Source organism: Alteromonas gracilis, from assembly GCF_002993325.1.
GTDB classification, from domain to species: Bacteria; Pseudomonadota; Gammaproteobacteria; order Enterobacterales; family Alteromonadaceae; genus Alteromonas; species Alteromonas gracilis.
In genome coordinates, this window is sequence record NZ_PVNO01000025.1 from 39,825 (window position 1) to 64,509 (window position 24,685).

A 24,685-nucleotide genomic window follows, 5' to 3' on the forward strand; every position below is an offset into this window, starting at 1 on the left:
GTTCATGTACATGATTGCTACATGCGCTTAATTCTTTCGGTGGGGAACAAATTAAGCGTAAGCGTCAAGTGCTACTATCGCTAATGTGGTTATTCGTGAAAGATGTTATTTTCCAGGTTTCTGGCTGCTTTCACTGCTTTCGTTTTTTTCGGCATTCTCGCCATGAGAACTTTGCTTTTCTTTATTTGGGGTAAGCCCCTGAGAAGTCTGCGATTGAGCAAATGCTGAATTTTCATTTTGCGTATTACTCGATGCATGCGAGCCGCCAGTACTTTTGGGCTGATTATCGTCTTCATCGTCATCAAAAGGTTTAGATGGCGTGGGAAATTTAAACTTAGCACTGTATTTAAGCAAAGTGATATTCCCAATCACAACGCCCAATACCAAAACAATAATGATAATAACCCAGGTCGTACTCATATAAATTCCGTAGGCTCGTGCCCTTTGTTCAAAACATAGCGATTATACAGGGTAGGCAACTGCGGCAAAATACAAGTTTTGCCTTCTATATCGCTTTGTTCAATGGCCTTTGTAAAGCCATCTAAGTTTCTGGCATTTTCAAAAACACGTGCGGTGTTTTCGAAGCTTAAATGCCAAGGCTCCACCGCTACGCCGCCAGTATTAACTGAAAAAGGGCGATAAAAGCCAAACTTTTCCATATTGTCAGCGAGCCAACAGGAAAGCGTATGGCACGGGCCTCCCGTTATATATTCGCTTTCGACAAGGTTAAACTTACCGCCCCAGTTACGCACGGCGGCTCTGTCGTACACGTCAATATCAGTGCCCCAATGGTGGCGACTGCCGCCCGGTAGCGCAGACCATGTCAAAATTGCGTGTAGCTTTTCGTTATCACTGAGCGCTTCGTAAGACAGCTCATCGCCTTTGATATCGAGAAGCTGGGCTTGGCCAGTCCATTTGCGGTTAAATATGGCAGTTTGCCTGTCGAAATCGCGAAAACTACTGACTAATTGTAAGTCTACGCCGTCTTTTTGCGCAGCATCCTGCATCGCAAGAAACGGCGATATTACGTCGCGATGCAGCCGATGGCCATTGCCAGCATCAACGAGGGCATCGTTTTGCTGGCCTAACCATGATTGTTCTGATATCGGGTTCATATCTACCAATAGAGGCTATTTCGCCAGCAAGCGTTCTAAGATACCGAAGTACATATCAGCTAACTGCGCTAAATCAGACATTTTCACGCATTCGTCTATCTTGTGGATAGTGGCATTTACCGGCCCTAGCTCTATCACTTGCGCGCCTGTTGGAGCAATAAAGCGTCCGTCTGAGGTGCCGCCAGCAGTGGAAAGAACCGTCGGAGACCCCTTCACGGCTTCAATTGCACCTTGCGCCGCTTCAAGCAATGCACCAGTATCGGTTAAAAACGGTTGGCCGTTAAACGTCCATTTAATTTCATATTCTAGTTCGTGAGCGTCTAAAATCGCTGTAACCCGTTCAATAAGGATTTGGTCAGTTACCTCGGTTGAAAAGCGGAAATTAAAACACACGTGCAGCTCACCAGGTATAACATTACCCGCACCAGTCCCTGCGTGAATATTAGAAATTTGGAAACTTGTTGGTGGGAAAAAATCGTTGCCGTTATCCCAGTGAGATTTAGCCAACTCATCAAGCGCTGCCATTGCGCTATGCACTGGGTTTTTTGCCAAATGAGGGTAGGCGACGTGACCTTGAATGCCTTTAACAACCAGATCTCCGGTTAACGAGCCTCGACGACCGTTCTTAACAATATCACCCACTTCATTAGTAGACGACGGTTCGCCAACGATACACCAGTCAATTTTCTCATTGCGAGCTTCAAGGGTATCAATAACGCGGGTTGTACCGTTAATGAAAGGCCCTTCCTCGTCACTGGTAATTAAATAAGCGATACTACCTTGGTGATCGGGGTATTTATTCACAAACTCACGTGTAGCAACAAGCATTGCCGCAAGGCTACCTTTCATATCGGCCGCTCCGCGCCCGTGCAAATAACCATCTATCTCCGTTGCGGTAAACGGCGGCGTTTTCCACGCATCTTCAGGGCCACTCGGCACGACATCGGTATGGCCTGCAAAACAAAAAACTGGGCCTTCTTGTCCTCGACGAGACCACAAATTGGTGGTGTCTTCAAAAACCATAGTTTCATTGTTAAAACCCAGTGCCCCTAAGAATTCACGCATAGCGTCTTGGCAACCGGCATCTTCCGGTGTTACGGAGCGGCGATTAATTAATTGCTTAGCAATATCAATTACAGAGTCGTTTAACAAAATATTCCCTCATACTGAGCTGGTTTAAAGCCAATGTGAAAAGTATTGTTGTGCAAAAGAATAGGGCGCTTCACCATTGCAGGGTGAAGTTCAAGCAACGCCAGGGCTTTATCTTTATCCAAAAACGCCTTTTCTTGTTCGTCTAATTGACGATATGTTGTGCCGCGTTTGTTTACCATAGCTTCCCAGCCTAATTCCGCTTCTGCTCGAACGAGAAAATCGTTATCGATACCGTCTTTGCGATAATCGTGAAATGAAAACGAAATGTCATTGTCAGTTAACCACTTTTTAGCTTTTTTTATGGTATCGCAGTTTGGGATCCCGTAAAGGATAGTGCTCATGATGAATTCTTCCGTACTACCTAGTTGTATTTACAAAGAAGGCACTATTTTCAACAGTGCCTATATTGGGCGCTAATCTAAAGATGACTGATACTGTATAGAGATAACAAAACTCTATCCAAAGCAGCGCACCGAAAATTCGTTTACCTGTTGCTACATCATACAAGCTGTGAGTACGTTGATAAACTTACTTACCATGTATTTTTAACGCAGAGGCATTAAGACATGTTGAACTTTGCGTTACGAGTTTTGGGCTTAATGGACTGAAAATATCAACACGCACTATAGGTAGAGGGTGAAAAGGACGTCGGTTCCGGCTTCTACAAATCGCTGATGAGTAGGCAACACGCCAAGCAGTGCTTGTGAATTAAGCACGGTCAGTACACAGATATTGCTGACCCCTCGTTGTTTAAGCCACGCAGAATTTACGGTAAATAGGGGCTGTTTGGTGGATATAGCGTCTCCAGATGTTAGCGAGCACCCAAACTGTGCGCCGTGAAGATGACTTGTGTCACCCCCGTATTTTACTCTGCATTTAAGGCCCGCTTTTGACTGTATATCAATAGCGTAGTCTAAGGGAGTCACGCTCAGCACTTTTCCATCAAATGGTGATACTACGATATTAGAAGTAGACGTTACGGCAGCGCCAGGTCCCATGTAACCTTTTTTGAAAAAGGGCTCATCTACTTGTGAAATAGGGATAACCTGACCAGAAAATGGGCTTAGCGTAGTAAATTCTTTGGTGAATTTATCTGGTACGTTCTGAAGTTGTTTGGCGTTCACAGATCTAATGGTCCTCATTTACCGAGTAGCCCGCTTCTTTTAAAGCACTTATCGCGACTCTTAACTTTTTATCTTTAACAAGAAAGAAGTCAGTTTCGAATGTTGATACAACAAAGATTGCCACTTTCGCCGAGGCAAGTACCTCACCAATTTGCGCCATTATGCCTACCATCGATAGATGTAATGGACCCAAAAGCTCTAACGCTCGCCACCCCTCGTCGCTATCAAGTGAATCAACTTCGACGGAGTCGGGAACCACAATTGATAGCTCATCTTCTGTTTTACCCAAGAAAAAAAGCGGGCTATTGAGAACAGAAGCTGGAATATTACTTTGGGGATCTAAGCTGTGAATAGTGAATAATGATTCTCTGACTAAAAGTGTTTGTTTGGGCATGAGAAACCAAGAAAGTGAAAACTTCGAAGATGTTCACATTAAACCACTAACTGTGGCTAACTTCTACGTGTTATCCACTTAATCTGTGGATAAGTTTGTTGAGTAGTTTGGGGTCTTATTCTAAGTTGCTGAAATATATAAATTAATTAAACTGTACAAACAATGCGCAGTGGATAACATTCTCGATTTAACAAGCATTTTCCACAGGCTGTGTCTACCATTAAAATAGAAAATGTTTAGTCTTTTTGCAATTTCTTCCCTTGACAATAGTCGGTTTTTTCAAAAAATCCCGCGTCGGGAATTGAGTGAATGCTTGATTGATCTATCTACAAATCGACTTCCAGACCACCGTCAATAGTAAAAATATCGACGTGCGATCGATTAACAGTGACTATGTAGTGAATATTTATTGGTATATGCACTTTCTCATCAAAAAAGGTTCACCTACTCGCTAAGCACTAATTCAAAAACGTCTGCTGCCGTTTACGCTATATTTATAGTTTGAAACCCAATTGTTGATGTGAGGAAAGGAAATTATGGCCGATTCAGCATGGTGCGATATTACTACAGAAGATGCAGACCAACTTGTGCGCTTTTATGAAGCCGTTATGGGCTGGAAAAAAGAAGCAATAGACATGGGGGGCTACAGTGATTATGTGGTAATGAAACCCGATGGCACACCAGTAGGGGGCATCTGTCATAAGCGGGGCGTAAATGCCGACTATCCCAGCGGGTGGATAAATTATTTTACCGTTGACAGTTTAGAGGTTGCTCTAGCGGCAGCGGTGGAAAACGGCGGGGCCCAAATAGGTAAAATTCGGCATCATGGGAACGACAGCTTTTGTGTAATTACAGATCCCAGCGGGGCGGCCTGCGCGCTTTATGAGAAAGGATAGGGATGAGGGCAGAGCAATGCAGCTAAAAACGACGTGCCCTGCCTTCAATACTTTTACTTTGTTATGACAGTTACTTGTTTAACACGCCGCGATTTACTTGGTCGCGCTCAATTGATTCAAATAACGCTTTGAAGTTACCTTCTCCAAAGCCTTCATCTTGTTTACGCTGGATAAACTCAAAAAACACAGGGCCAAACACTGTCTCAGAAAAAATCTGAAGTAATAGTCTTGGCTCGCCATTTTCAGTAGTTCCGTCTAATAAGATGCCTCGTTTTTGAAGTTCATCGACGTTTTCGCCGTGTCCGGGAAGACGCTCTTCAAGCATGTCGTAGTATGTATTTGGCGGAGGCGTCATAAATTTCATGCCCTTCGCTCTGAGCTTATCTAAGCAGGCCACTAGGTCGTCACAGGCGAATGCAATGTGCTGGATCCCTTCGCCGTTGTATTTCATCAAAAACTCTTCGATTTGACCGCCACCACCAACGGCTTCTTCGTTTAAGGGGATGCGGATTTTGCCATCAGGCGCCGTCATCGCTTTAGACAATAGCCCTGTGTATTCGCCCTTGATATCAAAATAGCGAATTTCTCTGAAGTTAAATAACTTTTCATAGAATCCAGCCCAAAAGTCCATGCGACCGCGATACACGTTATGAGTAAGGTGATCTAGCGTATGAAAACCACAGCCTTCAGGATGACGGTCAACGCCCTCAATCCAGTTAAAATCGATATCATAAATGGTATTTTCGCCTTGGTACCTGTCGATTAGATACAGCATAGCGCCGCCAATGCCCTTAATGGCCGGAAGTTTTAACTCCATCGGGCCAGTGTGTGTGTCCATAGGCTGTGCACCACGCGAAAGGACTTCTTTATAGGCGTGCTGAGAATCTTTTACGCGAAATGCCATACCACATGCAGAAGGGCCGTGTTCTTCCGCGTAATACCCCGCATGGCAATTTTTTTCGTAGTTACTTAATAAGTTGATATCACCTTGACGCCATAGCTCTACGTCTTTCGACTTGTGGCGAGCAACGCGGGTAAATCCCATCGCCTCGAAAATTGGTTCTAACATTCCCTTCTTAGGCGCTGTGAATTCCAAAAATTCAAACCCGTCTAAACCAATGGGGTTTTCAAATAAATCAGCCATAGCGTTACATCCTCAACGTAAAACACATTTTATAATTGTTAGCTGATTGTAAGTGCCCAGTGAAAAAGCAAGCAATAGCAGACATAACAACGGGTTTGTGCGCTGGAAAGCTTAACTGTAACGTTTTGTTTTCAGTAGCTGCCTTAAAGCGCAGTAAGTTACTCGTTTTTCAATCTATGTCACTGTTAAAAAACAAAAAAATGAAGGTTGGATTGCAATTTTATGTGTCCATAAAACAATACATTAAAGGAGAAGCGTTACTTCTCCCCGTTATAGTATTTTTTAAGACCTTTCCAACAAGCAAGATAATCACGCTGTCGTAAATCACTGTTCATGGCGAACTCGGTTGGCGCTATGGCGTATCGAGACTCGAACATAAACGCCATTGTATTTTCATAACGTTGAGGTGAAAGAGATGTATTAGACGCTTTTTCGAAGACTTCTGCTTCTGGACCGTGAGGCGTCATGCAGTTGTGTAGGCTCATGCCCCCTGGTACAAAACCGTGTTCTTTGGCGTCATACATTCCCTTAATTAACCCCATAAACTCGCTCATTATATTTCTATGATAGTAAGGCGGGCGGAATGTATGTTCTGCAACCATCCACCTAGGCGGAAAAATTACAAAATCTACGTTTGCCGTGCCCTCAAGTTCTGAAGGTGACGTAAGTACGGTAAATATAGAGGGGTCGGGGTGATCAAAACTTACGGTGTTCATAACGTTAAACCGCGAAAGATCGTACTTATAAGGCGCAGAATTTCCTACCCATGCCACGACGTCGAAAGGTGAATGGTCGAGCTGTGCTTCAAACAGATTGCCACAGAATTTATTTATCAAAGTATACGGCGTATCGTTGTCCTCAAACCATGCGGTGGGATAGCAAAAATCTCTTTGGTTAGCGTAGCCATTTGCGCCAACAGGGCCGCGTTCCGGTAAAACAAAAGGGTGCCCGTAGTTTTCACAAATATAACCTCGTATGGGACCATCTAGCGGATTGATAGCAAAGCGCACGCCACGGGGAATGACCGCAATTTCACCTACCGATAGGTGTAGCTTTCCAAATTCTGTCGTAATTTCCATTTTGCCGAGCTGGGGGACGAAAAGCATTTCACCGTCCGATGAATAGAACACGCGATTTTGCATATTGGCGTTGGCACTGTAGCAGTGAATGCCCATTCCTACTTGAGTTTTGGCATCGCCATTGGTGGCAATGGTAACGAGAGAATCAACAAAATCAGTATCTTGCTGTGGAAGCGGAATAGGGTCCCATCTAAGCACATTAGGAGGACAGGGAATGTCTGTCTCGGGTGCTGTGCGCACTAAGCCGTTGTCTATTTTTATAAAGTCTCCCATAGCGATGGAAGGGCGAAGTCGGTATGTCCAGCTTCGGCGGTTTTGGGCTCTGGGTGCAGTGAAAGCAGTGCTGCTGAACTGTTCAGCGTATAGCTTATAGTTGACCTTCTGTGGGCTGAATTGCCCTTTAGGCAGCGCCCCAGGCAAGGCTTCGGTTTCATGTTCGTTATTAAACCCGGTTAAATACGATAAGTTTTCCATAAAGCTTTCCACTATGAGGTCTCGAAGGCAGCTGAGCGCTGAAATTAGTTACAAATGAAACTATATGAACTAGGCTAGAGGTAAATGAAATGTAAATCAATAAAGGTGACAACGCGTTGTTTTCGTATACTTAAGGTTTTGGTAAGCAAGGTTTACAAAGGTATCAGTCATAAGCGCGCTAGTAATAAGTACATTGCTAAAAATAAAGGCATAAAAGCGCGTTTACGCTGCAACACTGTTAACCTTTCAGTGGTAGGGCTTTAGAGCTTAATTATTGTGTGCGAAACATACGCAAACCTTAGTCGTTTTATAAAAATCAGGAGTAACGAGGTGCAGTTAAATGACATGCTTGCCTACAAAGTCGCAATGTTGGCTAGCGATCTAAGCGGCTCTCTTGCGAGAGAATATGAGGCCCATCAACTTACAATGCCTGAGTGGCGTGTTATGGCAACGCTCGGTGCATGCCTAGAGGGCTCTCAAAATCAGTATAAAACGGCGAAAGAGATAGCCCATGCTACCCGCTTGGATAAAGTGCAGGTTTCTCGTGCAATAGAACGGTTAAATAAGAATGGCGTGGTGATAAAAAGGCTAAGTAAAAAGGACAAAAGGTCTAGCCTAATCGCGCTATCAAAAGATGGAAAAGCAATGTATGAGCAGATAATTCCTCGCGTAGTGGAATGGCAAAACAAGCGACTCGAAAATATCACTGATGATGAGTATCGCGTATTTCTAAAAGTGATAGAAGCGCTTACCCCTTAGTTTATCAAGCATAGGCCGTTACTAGTGTGGTCTGAACAGCACATAAGAAAAGGCTTTGACAGTTACTTTTACCCTTTTTGCTGTTAAATTCCATCGGAATAGACAAAACAGCGGGTTTTCACCTGTTAGCAGCAAGGAATTTAAGTGGCACCGTTAGACATATATGCAGGCAAAAAAGCACGTGAAGTAATTATGAAAAACGGCTTTCGTCCGGAATTATTTAATTACTTTTTAGGCGCTTCTGGTGGACCAAAATGGTTTTCTCTTGCAGGTTTAGACCGTGTACTGTTTCCTGAGTGGTTTGCCAACATCGAACATCAGATTCACGTTGTAGGTTCATCTGCTGGCGCGTTTCGCGCAATATGCGCGGTGCAAAACGATCCTCTTGCTGCAATTAACCGCCTTGCATCATCTTATTCAACCACCACGTACAGTGAAAAACCAACGCCAAGAGAAATTACTGCTAAAGCAGAAGACCTGTTGAAAGAAATGGTAGATGAGAAAGGTAAGCAAGAGGTCTTGTCTAATCCTCGCTTCAAAGCTCATCTTATTGTAGCAAAGTGCCTAGGTGCCACTCGCTTTGAAAGCAAATTTAGGCAACTTTCCGGCCTTGCAATGAGTGCTGCGGCTAATACGGTAAATAGGAAGAACCTTTCTCGCTTATATACGCGATACGTTTTCTCTACACCCGATACAAATTTTGCCATAAAAGACCCTTACGGGCTGCCCACGAAGTACCATGATTTAACGCACGGAAATATCCACAGTGCTTTATTGGCATCTGGCTCTATTCCAGTTGTTATTGAGGGGGTTCAAAATATTGAGGGGGCCCCACCTGGGATGTATAGAGATGGTGGGATAGTAGATTATCATTTTGATTTGTCATTTGGTCCCGATGAAGGCTTAGTTTTATATCCTCACTTTTACGATAAGCCCATCCCTGGTTGGTTTGATAAGGGATTAAAAGGCAGAGTGCCTCATCAATCTAGCTACGACAACGTGGTTATGCTAGTTCCGTCAGCCTCGTTTGTTGCTAATTTACCCTACAGTAAAATACCTGACCGGAAGGATTTTGAAGTTCTTGATGCAGACACCCGAATTAAGTACTGGCAAACAGTGCTGCAAGAAACTGACAGGTTAGGGGAGTACTTTATGCGCGCAGTAAATGACGGCACGCTGGTTGACTCAATTAAACCATTACCTTTTAAGATGAGATAAATACCCCCAAACCACTAAAAAACAACCGAATTGCTGTCAAATTAGTCACTTGAACGTTGTTTTGTGAAGTTTTCCTTGCAGGTGGTGCCTGCGCTAAGTATTATACGCGGCGTTGTTAGGCATTCGCAGACCTTTCTGGTTTAGCAACATGTAATGCGTCTATAGCTCAGTTGGTTAGAGCGCTACCTTGACATGGTAGAGGTCGCCTGTTCGAATCAGGCTAGACGCACCATTTATTCCCTCTATCGAAACACATTAATCCTCCTAAAAACATATTTTGTAACACTTTCGCAGCGCTGATTTCTCTAATTCCAGTTCTCATTTTAAGCTCAGTTTCTGCTAGTCAGTTATTTTTAGACTACACTTTAACGGTGGCAGTTATTTTTGCTTGAGATGCTTTTAAGTGGTTTAGCACGCGAGGGAGTTAGATGAGCTTAACGGAATACAGAGAACCCGCTTCATTTTCAGAACATGATTCAGCCGAAAGACGGTTCTTACAGCTTATCAGTGCCCTTCCTAAAGTATCAGTTCAGGGTTATGACAAAGCGCGAAACGTTATTTACTGGAATAAATCAAGTGAAGATATTTATGGCTACAGCGAGCGTGAAGCCCTTGGCCGTAAACTAGAAGACTTAATTATTCCAGACTTTATGAAAGCAGATGTGATTAATTTGCATCAACGCTGGATTGAATTCGGTGAAGCGATACCTTCCGAAGAATTGGTGTTGAAAAAAAAGGGAGGGGAGCCTGTACACGTTTTTTCGTCTCACGTGATGTTAAAAGAAGATACCGACTCCCCGGAAATGTATTGCGTCGATATCGATTTAAGTGAGCAGCATGCTGTGCGTCAAGAGCTAGAGCGCATGGCATCGACAGATTTGCTGACAGAATTACCAAACCGCCGATTACTCAAGCAATTCCTTGCAAATGCAATAAGTGAAGCATCGACAAATAACTTAAGCTTTGCGCTATTTTTCATTGATTTAGACATGTTTAAAGAAATCAATGACACCCTTGGGCATACATGGGGCGATGAGCTTCTTCGTGCTGTTGCTGAGCGTTTATCTGACAGTATAGACAGTGATGGCTTGCTTACTCGTTTTGGTGGAGATGAATTTGTTTATGTAGCTACCAACATAAGTGATGAGAGTGATTGTGAAGATATCGCAAAAAAACTTTCCTGTTGTTTTAAACAAAGCTTTCAGCTAAGCACTGAAAATATTCACATTACTTCTAGCATCGGCATAAGCTTGTACCCTAAACATGGCCAAGAAATTGATGATCTGCTTAAAAATGCAGATGTTGCCATGTACCAAGCCAAGGCTGAAGGGCGTAATCGCTATCACTTCTTCACCCATGCATTGAGTCAGCAGTTGCGACAGCATAGGGATATTGCGGCAAACCTACGTACATCGCTAAGTAACAACGAGTTCGAATTGCTTTACCAGCCTCAGTATGATTTGAAAACAGGAAAAGTGGCATCGTGCGAAGCGCTACTTAGATGGCGGCCTCAAAATGAAAGCCTCGCAGTTCCACCGAATGTCTTTATTCCTATAGCTGAACGCAGTGATTTAATAGTGCAAATTGGTAATTGGGTGCTAGAAAACGCTTGTCAGCAGGCGAGATTATGGAAAGAAAAGGGGATTGAGGTTCGTATAGATGTAAATGTCTCTGGTAAAGAACTAGAAAAAACGGCGTACTTTGAGCGCCTTGCGGATTGCCGAAATCAATATCATTTATTGCCCAAGGATATTGGTTTAGAGCTCACTGAAAATATCCTTATAAAGTCAGACAATGCAATACTAGAAAACCTTCGATATCAACGAGACTTAGGCGTTGAGATTTCTCTAGACGATTTTGGTACAGGTTATTCATCGCTTAGTTACTTAAAGCACTTTCCCGTTAGCCATTTAAAAATCGACCGATCCTTTTTAAAAGGCGCGCCGGAAAAAGCCTTTGATAGTGCATTAATGGAAGCAATAGTGAATGTTGGTCATAAGCTGGATTTGTTCATCGTTGTTGAGGGGGTTGAAACAGAACAACAGTCCGACTATTGCAAATCGCTGAATGTAGAATTTGTTCAAGGCTATTTATATTCAAAACCCATAAGTGCTGACGCGATGGAGGCGTTACTTGAAAAGCAAGGTTAGTGTGCTAGCACTTCTCACACTCTTCGCTACACCATATGTCGCAATGATAATGAAAAGCGCCAAGGCATCTTCGCTACCTGAAGGTGGTTTTAAAGGCTAATAAACATTCCAAAGCGCTGGTTTAGCAAAGTAATAGCCCTGTTGATGTTCAACCCCAAGCTTTGTGAGCGCTATCGATTCAGCTTCAGTCTCTACCATTTCCGCAATGACTTTAATATTGAGGTTCTTCGCTATGCTGATAAGGCTAGAAACAAAGAGCTGATTATCTTTGTTAGTGTGAATGCCCTGCGTAAGCCTTCCAGATAGTTTAACGAATTGAGGTTGAATTACCCTTAACCCAGAAAGCGACGCGAAGTTATCGCCAAAATGCTCTATGGTAATTCTGCAACCAAGTCCCATCAGGTGGCGGCAAAGCAGTTCTGTATACTCTCTTTGCTGTATCAAAGCTGCATCTTCAATTTCAAAGAATAACTTCGAACAGAGGTTTTCTCGCTGCGTTAGTTCTTTAACCAACCACTCTCTAAACTCACGATTGGCAATGGACGTAATGCTTAGGTTTATCGCAACTTGTTGAGAAGTTACTTCCATCTTTTTAAAAACGATATTTGTTACTAACTTATCAACTTCCGGTATTAGGTCTAATCGCTCAGAGGCAGGGATTAACTGAGACATAGGAATAACGTCGTTTGTCTTTTTGTCTTTAAATCGCCCAGATGTTTCGTAATAAGCGGGCATGTTTTTTTCGATATCCATGACGGGCTGTATCATGATATCAGCATACTGTTGCGAAACGATGTGATTAAGGCGCTCACGCCACTGTGAGTTACTGTGCACATGTGCAATATCAGATGCCAGTTGCCAGCCGCTTTGGGTCTTCATCGATGCGATTAGTGCGCTATCTACGCTTTCCATAACTTGTTGCATAGTCATCGAGCCGGTAAATCGCGTAACGCCAATCCACGTAGCCTTAGTTCCGTCCCTAAGTGGAGTAACGCTTGCGCATTGTGTAGAAATGTTCGTGAGAACCAAGTCTCTTGTTGGCTTTTCCATTGGCTCGCTAATTAGCGCAAAATCGCCGCCTGACAAGCGAAAAACGAAACGAATGCTGCTGTTATTCTTTGCTTCTTCCATCAATATATTGGTAATGGCTTTAACATAGTTATCACCGGGCACCATACCTAGCTTGGTATTTATATTGGCAAGTTGTGCTAACCGAACAACAATAAGTTCTTTCTCTTGCGACGTTGCGTTTTCATTCAGCAGCGCTCGCATATGGCGTTCAAAAGCCCCTCTATTTGAAAGCCCGGTTAATGCGTCTTTACTCGCTTCTTTTTTAAAGAGCTCAGCTTGGCGTGTTAAATCGTCAAATTTCGAGGCGAGGGTGGCTGCCAGGTTATTAACGGTGATGCTCAGCGATTCGAAATCTTTAGCTGACGTGTTAGCGTCAGGTGATGTGAAGTTATGACCGCCCATGTCATTCAGCTTTCTAATAACATCATTAATAGGGCGTAACGCCGATTTAGTCAAAACCGTAACGAGTAGATAAACGATAAAAGAAAGCGACATAAAAATAGTGGCATTTTTAATAACAATCGCAGTAAATTTGCTGTATGTATCGTGCTTATCTGATGTGACAACCAGATAACTGTCGTTATTCGGCAATGCAATACGTTTTTTAAACGCGGGCGCTGGGTCGATTAACGAAAACCAAGATGGAATAGGGCCTGTAGATGCACTCTCATGACTAACGCTCACATTGCCTTCTTCGTCTGTAACATTCGCAGATGCGATGGATGGTCTCGCTGCCAACGTTTCCGCCACAACACTTAACATCATTGACTTTGTTTGCGAAGAAGCGAGTGTTGCATTCGCGGCTTTCGTGTAGCTAGCCAGCGCTTTCTCAGTTTCATTGCTAATCAACGTTGACGTGTTTGACTGAAGCAGCCGTAATTCAGCGACAGACAATGCAATAAACGCAAAAAACATTAGGGCGATAATGCCCCAATTAATTCGACTAGATAGCTTCATTATTAGCAGTCATCTCCTTTAACTGAGAACTTCACGTTTGCTTGAACGATTGCATGCACTGACGTACAACCCCTGAATAGCTATTTAATACCAAAGCTACATGGCGCGACATCTTTTTTTAATTAATGTCAGATGCCCTAATTGTAGCTTATAGAATGTGTGAGTGCTATTTACACAATGTAATCACAAATGTATAGCAAAACAAAATGTTAAGCGAGTGATAATGACTCTGTAGACTCAAGCTACCTAATCTAAATTACGCTTTAGGTTGATGTTAAAATAGCGGTGTTGATGGTGGTGTAATAACAAAGCCAGCGTAATGAAGTAAACTCAATACGCTGGCTTTCAGTTTGCGTTTTTTGCTTTCGCATTCACCTTAAACGCGCGTTAAAGCTTATAAGCAAATGGTCATTCAGACTTAATGCCGTGGAACGTGCAGTGCAGCACAGGCAAAATAAGCAGTGTTAGCACGGTGGCGACGGTCAGACCAAATACAATGACGACCGCCATTGATGCGAAAAACGCATCTGAAAATAGGGGGATCATACCTAATATAGTAGTAATAGCCGCCATAGAAACGGGGCGAACACGAGACACTGACGCGGTAACAACCGCTTCAAATGCGCCGCTATCGCCCTTAGCTTGCACGTTAATCTCTTCCATCAACACAATGCCGTTTTTGAGTACCATACCAATAAGGCTCAAGCTGCCAAGCAGTGCCATAAAAGTAAACGGTGCACCCACTAATACCAAGCCGCCAATAATGCCGATGGTGGTAAGCGGTATTACGCCCCATATCGCTAACGCTTGGCGAAGCCTGCCGAATAGGAGCACGGTAATAATAAACATACCCAAAATACCAATCGGCATACTCGCAAAGAGGGCGCTCTGCGCATCACGAGAGGTTTCATATTCGCCGCCCCATTCAATGCGGTAACCGTCAGGTAGTTTAAGTTCGTCCACTAAGGGGCGAACTTTAGCTTGAACGCTAGCTGCAGTTTCACCTGATAAGGGCATTGGTTCGGCATAAACCGCTAGCATACGCACTCGGTTACGGCGCTTGATAATAGGGTTATCAAGCGACACATCAACGTTACTGATCACGTCGGCCATGCTGATGTATTTACCTTGTTCCTGGCTCCATACGTTGAGAGAGGCAAGGTTGTCGATATCATAGCGTTGGTTTGGATCGTTACGCATGACAATGGGGATTAAATCGCTACCTTCGCGATAAAGCCCAACCGTTTCGCCTTCGTTGTTAAGTAGAAATGCAGTGTGAACGGCATCTCGTGTTACGCCGATACGTCGGGCTTGTTCTTCCAAAAATACAGGTTCGACAAAAGGAACTTTATTGCTCCACGACAGGCGAACGCTGTCCATGGTTTCTTCTGCCTGAAATATGGCTTCAATGTCGCTGCTAATCTCACGCAAAACTTCAGGCTCAGGCCCGTATATTCTCGCTTCAATCGCTGCTTTTGCTGAGGGACCTACTTGAAGCGCTTTAACCTTGTATTGAACGTTAGGGAAGTCTTCTCGCACCAGCTCGATAATTTCTCGCATACGCGCGTCGCGCGACTCAACCGTATTGGTTTCAACAATGAGCTGGCCATAACTAGCATATCTATCTTCTGGCGCATAGGTAAGAGTAAGCCGCTGTGCACCACCGCCTATAACGCTAGTAATATTGGCTATGTCCTTCATGTCCAACACCTTGGACTCTAAGCGACGAATTGACTGCTCGGTGGTTAAAATATCGCTACCTTCAGGTAACCATAAATCGACAAAGAAAAGGGGAGTAGACGAATCTGGGAAGAATGCGTTTTTCACAAATTTACCCGACGCCATGCTGCCAACTAGTGCAACGAGCACCAGTACTATTGTCACGTAACGATGATTAATCGCAGCAGTAAGCACGCGTTTGTATACCGTGAAAATAATGCCCTTGTATGGGTCGTCATCTTCATCATTAGCGCCACGTTCTTTTTCAGTTTTAAACAGCAGGTCGAAAAAGAAAGGCGTAATAGTGAGGGCTGTTATCCAGCTTAAGAAAAGCGAGAAACATAGCACCCAGAAAAGTGAGCCGACGAATTCACCTGTGGCATCGGGTGATAGACCAATAGGCGCAAAAGCAGTGATGGCGATAACGGTAGCGCCAAGAAGCGGTAAACCGTTTTGAGACACCACGTCTTTCGCCGCCTGAAGCTTTGTTTGACCTTTTCTAACACCAATTAACATGCCTTCAGTTACCACAATGGCGTTGTCGACCAACATGCCAAGGGCAATGATAAGGGCGCCCAAAGAGATTTTTTGTAACTCAATGCCTTTTACCGACATTAAGATAAAGGTGCCAAGAATAGTCAGTACAAGAATGAGCCCCATCAATACGCCACTGCGCCAGCCCATAAAAAGAAGAAGCACAAAGATGACGATGGCTACCGCTTCAACAAGATTAATCAGGAAACCGGTAACAGAATCATCTACCACGATTGGCTGGTTGTAAACGGTGTTAAGCGTCATCCCTAATGGCATGCGCTGTTCTAATTCGGCAATTTTAGTATCTAATCGCTTACCCACATCCACCACATTCACCGCTGAAGCGAACGATACACCGATGGATAGGGCAGGTGTGCCAGAACTGTGATAAAGAATAGACGGCGTGTCGTTAAGTTTTCGCTCAATAGTCGCGATATCCGTTAGGCGAATAAGGCCACTTGCAGGTGAGCCAATCACTACCTGGCCGAGGGCTTCTAAGTTATCAAACTCGCCAGTTGGCTGAATGGACAGACGTTTGCCCTGAACTTTGATCGACCCTGCGTTGCCCACAACATTTTGCGCAGTTAACAGGCCAGCAATCGACTCTGCCGAAACGTTAAGGGCTTTCATTTTATCGTGATCTAACGACACGATAATTTGTTCACGGACCGTACCCGCAATAGAAACCTTTTTAACCCCTTCAACGAGCTGTATTTCCCGCTGCATCAAGTCGGCAAAGTCTTCCATTTGCTTAAGCGAATAATCTTCACTTTTTAAAGTAAGTAATAAGCCAAATACATCGCCAAAGTCGTCGTTCACGATGGAGGTACTTGTTCCTGGGGGCAGTGACGCTTGAGCGTCTCCTACTTTGCGGCGCAAATTGTCCCAATACTGTTCTAAATCTTTTGCCTGAACACCGCTTTTGAGCTCAACGGTGATCTGTGAAAGACCTACCATGTTAACCGAGCTGATGCGCTTAACATTGGGTATTCGCTGAATAGCTTTTTCAAGTTGCAGAGTGACTTCCTCTTCAACCTGTTCTGGTGTCGCGCCCGGATATTGCGTAATAACAAGGGCATTTCGAATGGTGAACTCTGGAAATTCAAGCTGACCTAAGCCTAAAAAGGTAACTACCCCGCCCACACCTAAAATGATGGCGACCATCCAGCTAATAACCTTTTGACGAAAAAAATACTCGACCATGATCTACAGGCCTCCTTCTTTCGTCCACTCCGTAACAGCTTGGCCCTCTTTGACAAGGTGAGCACCAGCAGCGACGATTCTATCGTCATCGTTTAATGGGCCTTCTACTAACAAGCCATTTGAAATGCCGCGAGTTATCATAACTTTAACGGCTTCTACCGTTCCCTTTTTGCCGTTACCGTTGTCGGGTTTAAAACGCCACACTATTGCCTTATCAGGCTCGGCGTTATCTGTAACAACTGCGCCAAAAGGTACCAGCCATAGTTTTGTATCAGACTCAATAAGCTTAGACATGTCTAATAATACGGTTGCACTCATACCCGATAACACGTTGATGTCGTCAGGCTCAGGTAAGGTAATGGTGACCTCGTAGCTAAGTTCCCCTTGTCGCGTGGTGCTCTCGTGATCTTTATACATGGCTGGGTAGCGCTTTTCTGGCATGCCAGAGAAGGTAACCCAAGCCATCTCAGAAGAACTATTTTCTCTTGCTCGAGAGCGGTCAATCATACGCATTTTTTGCTCTGGCAGTTGGAATGTCACGTCGATAGCGCCGGGCAAATGAAGCTCAGCAATGGTTTGCTGAGGCACTATTACTTGATAGTTTTCAACCGGTACAGACGCAATGAGACCGGCGAATGGAGCGCGAAGTTCTGTGTAGCTCAATTGGTCTTTTGCGTTAGTTAGACTTGCTTTAGCTGCCAAGAAATTTGCCTTGGCCTCGTCAAACGTAGAGCGGCTTACCGCCCCTTTTTCTACCGATGCCTCCATGCGTTCGAACATAGCGGAAGAAACATCAAATTGAGATTGGGCCGTAGCAAGCTGGGCTTTGGCATCTCTGTCATCAAGTCGCGCTATAAGCTGATTTTCTTTTACTTCTTCGCCCGCTTTTACGTTTAGCTCTTGAAGCTTGCCGCCTATGCGAAATGAAAGATTTGAATACTCCGCGGCTTCTACTTGTCCGGGAAATTTAGCGATGGTTTCGTCTGAGTGCTGAACGTTATAAAGGGTTACCGGTGTTGAGGAAGCCGCTTTGGGCGGGGTTGGCGCTTCTTGACAGGCGTTCAACCCGACAAGTGCTATGAAAGCAATCACAGCGGGTGTGGCAAGGCTGCGATAACGGCTTTTTTCAGACAACATGGTACTCTCCATTCAAATAAATTACGTTTGCTTCAGCTACATTTCTCGAAGGTATATTAATGTGTATCGATCAATCCCTGTTCAATCCACGCAAGCGAGTAAAAGACGATACACGCTGCGCTATGTATACATACAGGTTATAGCGTTATTTTCCCAATTCGATCAGGTGAAAATTAACTTTTATTCACAGCTTCGATATTTTCTTTATTTTCAATTTGCCTTAATGCCTAACGATTCTCTCTTAATGCCCTTCAGTTTCATCCGGCTTCTCATCTGGTGCAAGCTTTTCAGCATAACCTTTGGGCGGCGGTGTCCAGCCACGCATCCTAGAATGTTTGTCATGTAAGTCTGCTTTAAGTGCTTTTTCGATAAGTGATTCAAGCTCAATAAAGAGCTTAAGATAGTTGTTATCAATTCGTTCACCACTGGCATCGTCTGCCCAGGCATGATAAAGCACGTCATTTTGCTGAGACTCGATATTTTTGTAAGCCATTTTTTGACGCTCAACATGAAAAGGGTGAATGTTGAGAGAACGCAAAGCTTCTGCACCCATTTCAAGGGCACTATGGTAGGTTTCAGATACCACATAGTCTGCACCGAGTTGACGCAGCCGATAACCGTGACCACGGTCGAAAGCGCGGGCAAGGACTTTTACATTTGGGTAAGCATGTTTTGCGTATTTCACCATCTCTGCTGCCGTTTCCCGGTCATCAATAGCGATCACTAATAAAGCGGACTCGTGCGCCCCTGCGGTGTGTAATATATCGGGTTTAGATGCATCGCCAAAAAACGCTTTGGTACCAATACGACGAATAAGGTCTATTTGCTCAGAACGAATATCGAGTACAACGGTTTTGACATCGTTTGCAACGAGCAGACGGTTGATTATTTGACCGAAGCGTCCTATTCCAGCAATAACAACGGTACCTTTTTCATCAATCTCGTCGTCAGAGCGCGTTGACTTCGCACTTTTATAGCGGGGAATAATCGCCTTATCAAACAAAATGAAGAGCCCGGGCGTTAAGAACATAGAGATGGCGACAACCAACGAGAGGATCGAAATGATATCATTGGGTAGCACGTAATTTTGAGAAGCAAAACTGAGTAAAACAAAGCCAAATTCCCCGGCTTGAGCAAGACTCAGTGTAAACAGCCATTTGTTGGTGCCTTTAATCTTAAAGATTAGAGCAACGACAAAAAGTACAATGGCTTTAGATAACATTACCGCAATTGTTAGCCCCGCTATCAACATGGGGTTTTCAGAAAGCACAGAAAAATTAATGCCGGCGCCAACGGTTATGAAGAAAAGCCCCAGTAATAACCCTTTAAATGGCTCTATATTGGCTTCCAGTTCATGTCGGAACTCACTGTTAGCGAGTACCACACCCGCTAAAAAAGCCCCAAGGGCAGGTGATAAGCCAACAAGCCCCATTAACGCCGCAATGCCGATAATGAGCATAAGGGCAGTAGCGGTAAATATTTCCCGTAAGCCCGAAGCAGCAACATACTTGAAAAGTGGGCGGCTTAAGTAATGAGCGCCAATAGTGAGAAACGCGACAGACCCGATAATAACAAGCCCCGAGGCCCACGGAGCAAGCCCTTCAACCAGATTAAAACTGTCGTGGGAGCTTGCGTTACCTCCATGTTCAGTGCCTGCGTTTATCAGTTCGGGAATGGCAAGGAGCGGAATAAACGCGAGCATGGGAATAACCGCAATATCTTGAAACAATAAGACGGAGAAGGCGCTTTTACCCCCTTCAGTCTTTTGAAGCCCTTTTTCTTGAAGTGTTTGTAAGACAATAGCGGTTGAAGAAAGGGCAAATATAAGGCCAATGGTGAGCGAAATACCGAATGGCTGGTTTAGCCACATGGCTGCTACTGTAATGAGGGCCGTCGTTAGACCTAATTGCAAGCCACCTAAGCCGACCAACTTAGACTTCATCGCCCAGAGAGAGCGCGGTTCAAGCTCAAGACCCACCAGAAAAAGCATCATCACAACACCAAATTCAGCAAAGTGTTGAATGGCGACCGTCTCATCACCAACAAGGCCGAATATGGGGCCAATCACTAGCCCTGCTATTAAATAGCCTAATACAGACCCTAAACCAAGGCGCTTCGCAATGGGCACTGCAATTACGGCGGCGACCAGATAGATAAATGCGTATAAAAAATAGCCCGTCACGTTATTCTCCTTGCGGGGTACAAAGGTCAGCAAGATTTTCGATATGCTGTGCTTTTTCTATATCAAGGCTATTGGTTGTCAGTTTATTCAATAGGGTGGTCCACTTGCCCCGATGCTCATAAACTCGCGCCTCTTCTTGAGCGGTTCTAGAGCCGAAAAGGGCAAACGGAGCAACATAGGTCATTTGCGTGATCTGAGCCATTTGTTCGAGGGGTTGAAGCAATTGCCTTATCGTGTAGTGATTAAAACCATCGGTTTGATAGGCTTCTTCTTTTCCGCCAGCGCTCAGCGCGCAGAGAAAGATTTTGTCTTTAAGTGCGGTGCCTTCATGGCCGTAAGCAAAACCATATTCTAACACCAAATCCTGCCACTCTTTCAAAATGGATGGCGTCGAGTACCAGTAAAGGGGAAAAAGAAATACGATCACATCGTGATCGATTAAGCGCTGCTGTTCTCGCTCAATATCAATATTAAAGTCGGGATATTCTGCATATAAATCGACGGCAGTGACGTGCCTGTTTAATTTGGCCTCGTGAAAAAGGGGAACATTCACCTCAGATTCAGTCTGTGCAGGGTGGGCAAAAAGCACGAGGACCTTTTTACTGCGCTTTGTCTCTTCAATAGTACTTTTGTCACTCATACACTGCACTCGATATTATCCAACTTAAATTGCCTGGTTTACCGGCCTTATACGCACGCCAAAAAACGAAACCTTTTGGTGTCTTAATACTATTATCCACATGCAACACAATATTTAGAGCAATAGTGAATGTCTTTTTCTACAAAGTTATAAGATTACTAAAAGTAACCAGGTTGAAAAAAGTAACCTAGTATCCATTATTCGGTCAACAATACATTGACGTCTTAGACAGAACGTTATTTTTTCACCTTTATGAGGACTGTTAGTTTTTCTTAAACATTAAAACGAAACAATCTCTGAGAACAGTATAACCATGAAAATGACACTTAAAACACTCACACTTACATTACCTTTAATTTTTTCACTTTTCGCGCCTAAAAGTTACGCTTTACCCCAAGGAAGCGAGTTAAAAGCCGGTGCGGCAGTTTGGAACCTATTCGACGATGCCGACCGCTATGCCATGCATGTCGCTTATATCCATAAGCCCTTAGCGCAATTTTATGATTTAAGACCGACGGTACTTTTAATTAATGCAGATCAAGGTCAGCACTATTTTGCAGCGGGCATTGCCAAAGATATTTACCGATACAAGGATTTTTCAATTCGCGCTGCGTTTCACGCAGGTATCGTTGATGAATCTGAAAACTTAGGTGATACCGTCGAGTTTTATTCTTCAATTGCTGGGCTGTATAACGTTTCAGAATTATTGTCATTTGAAGCTGAGATTGGGCATATTTCTAACGGTGGCTTAGGGGATAGAAACCCAGGTTCTGAATCTTTCGTTTTAAGTGCGCACTATCATTTCTAAACTAATCTTCTCGCTTCGCGTAGCTCAAAAAAACAACCCGCGATTTCGCGGGTTGTTTGATTTACATTCTATCTCAAGCACTAAGCGCCTCAGTAACATGGGAAGATAACATAGGAAGGTGACGCAAACGCACCCCCACAGCCTCATAAACCGCGTTACCCACAGCAGGTGCGACACCGATAACACCAGGCTCACCTAAGCCCACTGGGAACTCGTCGCTTTCAACGAATTCGATATCCATTTCAGGTACATCTTTCATTCGAAGCGGTTGATAGGTGGTAAGGTTTTTCTTCGCAACATAACCGTTCTTTATTTCGTTATGCTCGAACAGTGCTAGGCTAGTGCCCCATAGTAAAGAGCCTTCCATTTGTGCCATAGCACCATCTGGATGAACCACGATACCAGCATCAGCCACAACCCAAAGTTTTTTAAGTGTGATTTTGCCTGACGCCTTATCAACATGGACGTGGGCAGCGGTAGCTAACCAAGCAGGCATAGTGCGCTCTTGCCCTGCGGTGACGCTATAGCCAATGCCTTCGTTCTCAGCTAGCTTTACATTTGCGGTCTTGCTCTTAAGGATTTCAAGGGTGTTGGCTAACCGTTTAGCTCCGCCAACACTTTCAGGCGCTTTGCCTGCTTGTTTGCCTTTACCATCAAGCATGGCAAGTCTGAAATCGACAGGGTTTTGCTTAGCTTCGTGAGCAACCTCATCGATAAAGCTCTCTAGTCCCCACACTATCCACCCTTGGCCCACTGAACGTAGCCAGCCGGGAGTAAAGGTTTCTTGTGCTACTTTGTTATTAATAACCCGTGCTCTGTGATGCTCCATGGTATACCAGTGGTCTGCGCCGGAAGCTGAAAACGGGTCTACTTTTCCTTTTCCATCCACGCCGTCGGGCATGAAGCTAGGTGCCATAGCGAGAGTCGGCCAGCCAGCGGCTAGCGCATGCTCCATCCCTAAAAACTTGCCAGACTCATCAAAAGCAGCGTTAAAGAGCGATGTAGACGCAGACCTCGGTTGGTCGAACATTGCGTCGTCAGGCCGCATAAACAACATTTTCACAGGTTGACCTACCGCTTTCGCTGTAAGTACTGTAGGAATAATCCAGTCGCCAAAAAGACGGCGACCAAAGCCACCCCCTAAGTAATATTGATGAATCACAACCTCAGAATCAGAGACACCTGCCGCCTTGGCAACGGCCGGTAGTGTAAGGCCCTGCCACTGATTTCCCGTGTGAATATGCCACTTTCCGTCTTTAAACTCGGCAACGGCGTTTACGGGTTCAAGTTGAAAGTGACTAGCAGTAGAGGTGGTGTACATAGCCTCGATAGTATTCGCCGCTTTTTGTTGCGCTTCTACAATATTACCCTCATCGACGAAAAGTGTACCTTCATTACGGTCTCTACAAATTCGCTCGCCTTCTTTTTGAATATCAGCTTCATTTACGTTAACCGTTTTACCGGCGTTGTATGTCACCTTAACCATGTCCACGGCTTTAATAGCAGTAGGATAATCGCTGGCGAGAATAGCTACCCACCCCTCAACCGTATTCGATGGGTCAGACAACACTTTATAGCCTTTGTAGCCAGGCAGCGATTTAGCTTGGCTGTCGTCTACATTCGTCACCGTGCTTCCATATCGCGTAGGCGGAAGGATAGGGCGAGCATAAAGCATGTTGTCGACTTCAACATCAATACCATACACTGCGGTTCCATCGGTTTTAGGTGGGATATCCAGCGCTTTATAATCGTTACCTATACCAATAAGGTGCTTCTTATTGCCAGGCTTGATTGGTAACGCCGACAACTCATCCGCTGAAAATGTCTTGTCAATATTTCCTTTGGCAACAATATCGCCGTAGCTTATCTTCTTGCTGCCAGATACGATAAACCCTGATTTTGCTTCACAGCTAGATTCTGAAACACCAAGCAGTTCAGCACCTGCGCGAACTAACACTTGCCGGCCGGCAGCGCCAGCTTGAGACATGGGTTTATAGGTTTGAAAAACTGACCAAGAGCCGCCTGTGACCATATAGCCCCACTTCGGATCTGTATCAACGTGAACAATAGCAACTTTATTCCAGTCACATTCCAGTTCGTCAGCTAAGATTCGAGCGATGGCTGTGCCAACATGCTGGCCCATTTCTGCTTTAGCAATGTTCACTGTAACTTTTCCGGTGGTGTCCATTTCAAACCATACATTAGGCGCAAAGGTTTTTGATGCTAGCGCTTCTTTTGCAGATAACAAAGAAGGGAGGGCTGAAGCACCAAAAGCCATGAGTAATGAAGTTTTCACCGACCCTACCATAAAAGAGCGGCGAGAAAGGCTAACCATGTCTTTCTTTTCTTTAGAAATATCTCTTATGCTCATGCGTTTTCACCTTCTTTCGATGCGTTAGGGTCAAAATATTCTACAGAAGAGGTTGCGGCGCGTTTAATTGCTTTTTTAATCCGTGTATACGCCATGCAGCGACAGTAATTTGAATTCATATGGTTGACAATTTCTTCGTCTGTCGGGTTGGGGTTGCTTTTAAGAAGGGTTGCGGCCTGCATAATTTGACCAGATTGGCAGTAACCACATTGGGGAACCTGCTCTTCGACCCAGGCAGACTGAAGTGGGTGCTCGCCATTCAAGCTTTCTATGGTACTGACTTCTTTGCCATTGGCCGCGGAAACTGGATATGAGCATGAACGAATTGCGTTACCATCAATATGAACAGTGCAAACTCCGCACATGGCAACACCACACCCAAACTTCGTCCCTTTAAGCCCAAATTCGTCTCGTATTACCCATACGAGTGGGGTATCTGCGGCAGCATCCGTCTGCACTTTATTTCCATTCAATATAAATTCAATCATGGTCGTTATTACCGAGAAGTTAGAGTTAAAGGCAGTCTCACCAAGATAGGTTTGATTAGCCCGCTTGGTA

The 24,685-nt window shown here is 44.4% G+C and carries 20 protein-coding genes and 1 tRNA gene; 6 read left to right on the forward strand and 15 right to left on the reverse strand.

From position 1 onward, the window contains the following. Positions 1-105 precede the first annotated feature (105 nt). The 6 genes from C6Y39_RS19050 to C6Y39_RS08775 form a co-directional block, all read right to left on the reverse strand. Complete coding sequence (locus C6Y39_RS19050; RefSeq protein WP_105930902.1) at positions 106-420, reverse strand: DUF2897 family protein; 315 nt, start codon at positions 418-420, stop codon at positions 106-108. Further along, the gene (locus tag C6Y39_RS08755) at positions 417-1,115 is read right to left on the reverse strand and encodes a M15 family metallopeptidase (RefSeq protein ID WP_105930903.1); all 699 of its coding nucleotides are present in this window, start codon (positions 1,113-1,115) and stop codon (positions 417-419) included. The genes C6Y39_RS19050 and C6Y39_RS08755 overlap by 4 nt, the downstream gene beginning before the upstream one ends. 15 nt (positions 1,116-1,130) lie before the next feature. Next, the gene (gene dapE, locus C6Y39_RS08760) at positions 1,131-2,267 is read right to left on the reverse strand and encodes a succinyl-diaminopimelate desuccinylase (RefSeq protein WP_105930904.1); all 1,137 of its coding nucleotides are present in this window, start codon (positions 2,265-2,267) and stop codon (positions 1,131-1,133) included. Further along, on the reverse strand, positions 2,261-2,608 hold the full coding sequence (locus C6Y39_RS08765) for an ArsC family reductase (protein ID WP_105930905.1): 348 nt from the start codon (positions 2,606-2,608) through the stop codon (positions 2,261-2,263). Before C6Y39_RS08765 ends, dapE begins: the two co-directional genes overlap by 7 nt. Positions 2,609-2,890: 282 nt before the next feature. Next, complete coding sequence (locus C6Y39_RS08770) at positions 2,891-3,391, reverse strand: PTS sugar transporter subunit IIA (RefSeq protein WP_105930906.1); 501 nt, start codon at positions 3,389-3,391, stop codon at positions 2,891-2,893. Positions 3,392-3,395: 4 nt separating this feature from the next. After that, a complete protein-coding gene (locus C6Y39_RS08775; protein ID WP_105930907.1) occupies positions 3,396-3,785 on the reverse strand; it encodes an ACT domain-containing protein in 390 nt (129 codons plus the stop codon). Positions 3,786-4,321: 536 nt separating this feature from the next. Here C6Y39_RS08775 and C6Y39_RS08780 point away from each other — a divergent pair. Continuing rightward, positions 4,322-4,681: a VOC family protein gene (locus C6Y39_RS08780; protein ID WP_105930908.1), complete on the forward strand. Its 360-nt coding sequence runs from the start codon at positions 4,322-4,324 to the stop codon at positions 4,679-4,681. A gap of 70 nt (positions 4,682-4,751) precedes the next feature. Here the strand turns inward: C6Y39_RS08780 and hppD are convergent, their stop codons facing one another. Together hppD and hmgA are read right to left on the reverse strand one after the other, a co-directional pair. Further along, on the reverse strand, positions 4,752-5,825 hold the full coding sequence (gene hppD, locus C6Y39_RS08785; protein WP_105930909.1) for a 4-hydroxyphenylpyruvate dioxygenase: 1,074 nt from the start codon (positions 5,823-5,825) through the stop codon (positions 4,752-4,754). A 257-nt stretch (positions 5,826-6,082) separates the two neighbouring features. After that, entirely contained in the window at positions 6,083-7,378 is a 1,296-nt protein-coding gene (gene hmgA / locus C6Y39_RS08790; RefSeq protein ID WP_105930910.1) for a homogentisate 1,2-dioxygenase, read from the reverse strand. Between the two features lie 330 nt (positions 7,379-7,708). Here hmgA and C6Y39_RS08800 point away from each other — a divergent pair, with 330 nt between their 5' ends. The 4 genes from C6Y39_RS08800 (at position 7,709) to C6Y39_RS08815 (ending at position 11,505) form a co-directional block, all read left to right on the forward strand. Beyond that, on the forward strand, positions 7,709-8,137 hold the full coding sequence (locus tag C6Y39_RS08800) for a MarR family winged helix-turn-helix transcriptional regulator (protein WP_105930912.1): 429 nt from the start codon (positions 7,709-7,711) through the stop codon (positions 8,135-8,137). 144 nt (positions 8,138-8,281) lie between these two features. Then, the gene (locus C6Y39_RS08805) at positions 8,282-9,355 is read left to right on the forward strand and encodes a patatin-like phospholipase family protein (RefSeq protein ID WP_105930913.1); all 1,074 of its coding nucleotides are present in this window, start codon (positions 8,282-8,284) and stop codon (positions 9,353-9,355) included. Positions 9,356-9,510: 155 nt separating this feature from the next. Continuing rightward, positions 9,511-9,587, forward strand: a tRNA-Val gene (locus C6Y39_RS08810). Between the two features lie 196 nt (positions 9,588-9,783). Next, a complete protein-coding gene (locus tag C6Y39_RS08815) occupies positions 9,784-11,505 on the forward strand; it encodes a putative bifunctional diguanylate cyclase/phosphodiesterase (RefSeq protein WP_105930914.1) in 1,722 nt (573 codons plus the stop codon). 96 nt (positions 11,506-11,601) lie between these two features. On the opposite strand, the gene C6Y39_RS08820 is transcribed toward C6Y39_RS08815, so the two are convergent. The 5 genes from C6Y39_RS08820 to C6Y39_RS08840 form a co-directional block, all read right to left on the reverse strand. Beyond that, a complete protein-coding gene (locus C6Y39_RS08820; RefSeq protein ID WP_105930915.1) occupies positions 11,602-13,533 on the reverse strand; it encodes an EAL domain-containing protein in 1,932 nt (643 codons plus the stop codon). Positions 13,534-13,941: 408 nt separating this feature from the next. Continuing rightward, positions 13,942-16,989, reverse strand: a complete 3,048-nt coding sequence (locus C6Y39_RS08825) for an efflux RND transporter permease subunit (RefSeq protein WP_105930916.1) — start codon at positions 16,987-16,989, stop codon at positions 13,942-13,944. A 3-nt stretch (positions 16,990-16,992) separates the two neighbouring features. Continuing rightward, a complete protein-coding gene (locus C6Y39_RS08830) occupies positions 16,993-18,126 on the reverse strand; it encodes an efflux RND transporter periplasmic adaptor subunit (RefSeq protein WP_105931441.1) in 1,134 nt (377 codons plus the stop codon). 241 nt (positions 18,127-18,367) lie between these two features. Next, entirely contained in the window at positions 18,368-20,308 is a 1,941-nt protein-coding gene (locus C6Y39_RS08835; protein ID WP_105930917.1) for a monovalent cation:proton antiporter-2 (CPA2) family protein, read from the reverse strand. 1 nt (position 20,309) lies between these two features. Beyond that, positions 20,310-20,948: an NAD(P)H-dependent oxidoreductase gene (locus C6Y39_RS08840; RefSeq protein ID WP_105930918.1), complete on the reverse strand. Its 639-nt coding sequence runs from the start codon at positions 20,946-20,948 to the stop codon at positions 20,310-20,312. 313 nt (positions 20,949-21,261) lie between these two features. Between C6Y39_RS08840 and C6Y39_RS08845 the strand changes: the two genes are divergently transcribed. Continuing rightward, positions 21,262-21,756, forward strand: coding sequence for an acyloxyacyl hydrolase (locus C6Y39_RS08845; protein ID WP_105930919.1), 495 nt, complete (start codon positions 21,262-21,264; stop codon positions 21,754-21,756). A 73-nt stretch (positions 21,757-21,829) separates the two neighbouring features. Here the strand turns inward: C6Y39_RS08845 and C6Y39_RS08850 are convergent, their stop codons facing one another. Both C6Y39_RS08850 and C6Y39_RS08855 read right to left on the reverse strand, forming a co-directional pair. Next, positions 21,830-24,127, reverse strand: a complete 2,298-nt coding sequence (locus tag C6Y39_RS08850; protein ID WP_105930920.1) for a xanthine dehydrogenase family protein molybdopterin-binding subunit — start codon at positions 24,125-24,127, stop codon at positions 21,830-21,832. Further along, entirely contained in the window at positions 24,124-24,615 is a 492-nt protein-coding gene (locus C6Y39_RS08855; RefSeq protein ID WP_105930921.1) for a (2Fe-2S)-binding protein, read from the reverse strand. Before C6Y39_RS08855 ends, C6Y39_RS08850 begins: the two co-directional genes overlap by 4 nt. Between the last annotated feature and the right edge of the window lie 70 nt (positions 24,616-24,685).

Excerpts from the sequence above, each read along its gene's own strand:
- C6Y39_RS19050 (WP_105930902.1), bottom strand. The coding sequence starts at position 420 with ATGAGTACGACCTGGGTTATTATCATTATTGTTTTGGTATTGGGCGTT.
- C6Y39_RS08755 (WP_105930903.1), bottom strand. The coding sequence starts at position 1,115 with ATGAACCCGATATCAGAACAATCATGGTTAGGCCAGCAAAACGATGCC.
- C6Y39_RS08765 (WP_105930905.1), bottom strand. The coding sequence starts at position 2,608 with ATGAGCACTATCCTTTACGGGATCCCAAACTGCGATACCATAAAAAAA.
- C6Y39_RS08775 (WP_105930907.1), bottom strand. The coding sequence starts at position 3,785 with ATGCCCAAACAAACACTTTTAGTCAGAGAATCATTATTCACTATTCAC.
- C6Y39_RS08780 (WP_105930908.1), top strand. The coding sequence starts at position 4,322 with ATGGCCGATTCAGCATGGTGCGATATTACTACAGAAGATGCAGACCAA.
- hppD (WP_105930909.1), bottom strand. The coding sequence starts at position 5,825 with ATGGCTGATTTATTTGAAAACCCCATTGGTTTAGACGGGTTTGAATTT.
- hmgA (WP_105930910.1), bottom strand. The coding sequence starts at position 7,378 with ATGGAAAACTTATCGTATTTAACCGGGTTTAATAACGAACATGAAACC.
- C6Y39_RS08815 (WP_105930914.1), top strand. The coding sequence starts at position 9,784 with ATGAGCTTAACGGAATACAGAGAACCCGCTTCATTTTCAGAACATGAT.
- C6Y39_RS08820 (WP_105930915.1), bottom strand. The coding sequence starts at position 13,533 with ATGAAGCTATCTAGTCGAATTAATTGGGGCATTATCGCCCTAATGTTT.
- C6Y39_RS08825 (WP_105930916.1), bottom strand. The coding sequence starts at position 16,989 with ATGGTCGAGTATTTTTTTCGTCAAAAGGTTATTAGCTGGATGGTCGCC.
- C6Y39_RS08830 (WP_105931441.1), bottom strand. The coding sequence starts at position 18,126 with ATGTTGTCTGAAAAAAGCCGTTATCGCAGCCTTGCCACACCCGCTGTG.
- C6Y39_RS08840 (WP_105930918.1), bottom strand. The coding sequence starts at position 20,948 with ATGAGTGACAAAAGTACTATTGAAGAGACAAAGCGCAGTAAAAAGGTC.
- C6Y39_RS08845 (WP_105930919.1), top strand. The coding sequence starts at position 21,262 with ATGAAAATGACACTTAAAACACTCACACTTACATTACCTTTAATTTTT.
- C6Y39_RS08850 (WP_105930920.1), bottom strand. The coding sequence starts at position 24,127 with ATGAGCATAAGAGATATTTCTAAAGAAAAGAAAGACATGGTTAGCCTT.
- C6Y39_RS08855 (WP_105930921.1), bottom strand. The coding sequence starts at position 24,615 with ATGATTGAATTTATATTGAATGGAAATAAAGTGCAGACGGATGCTGCC.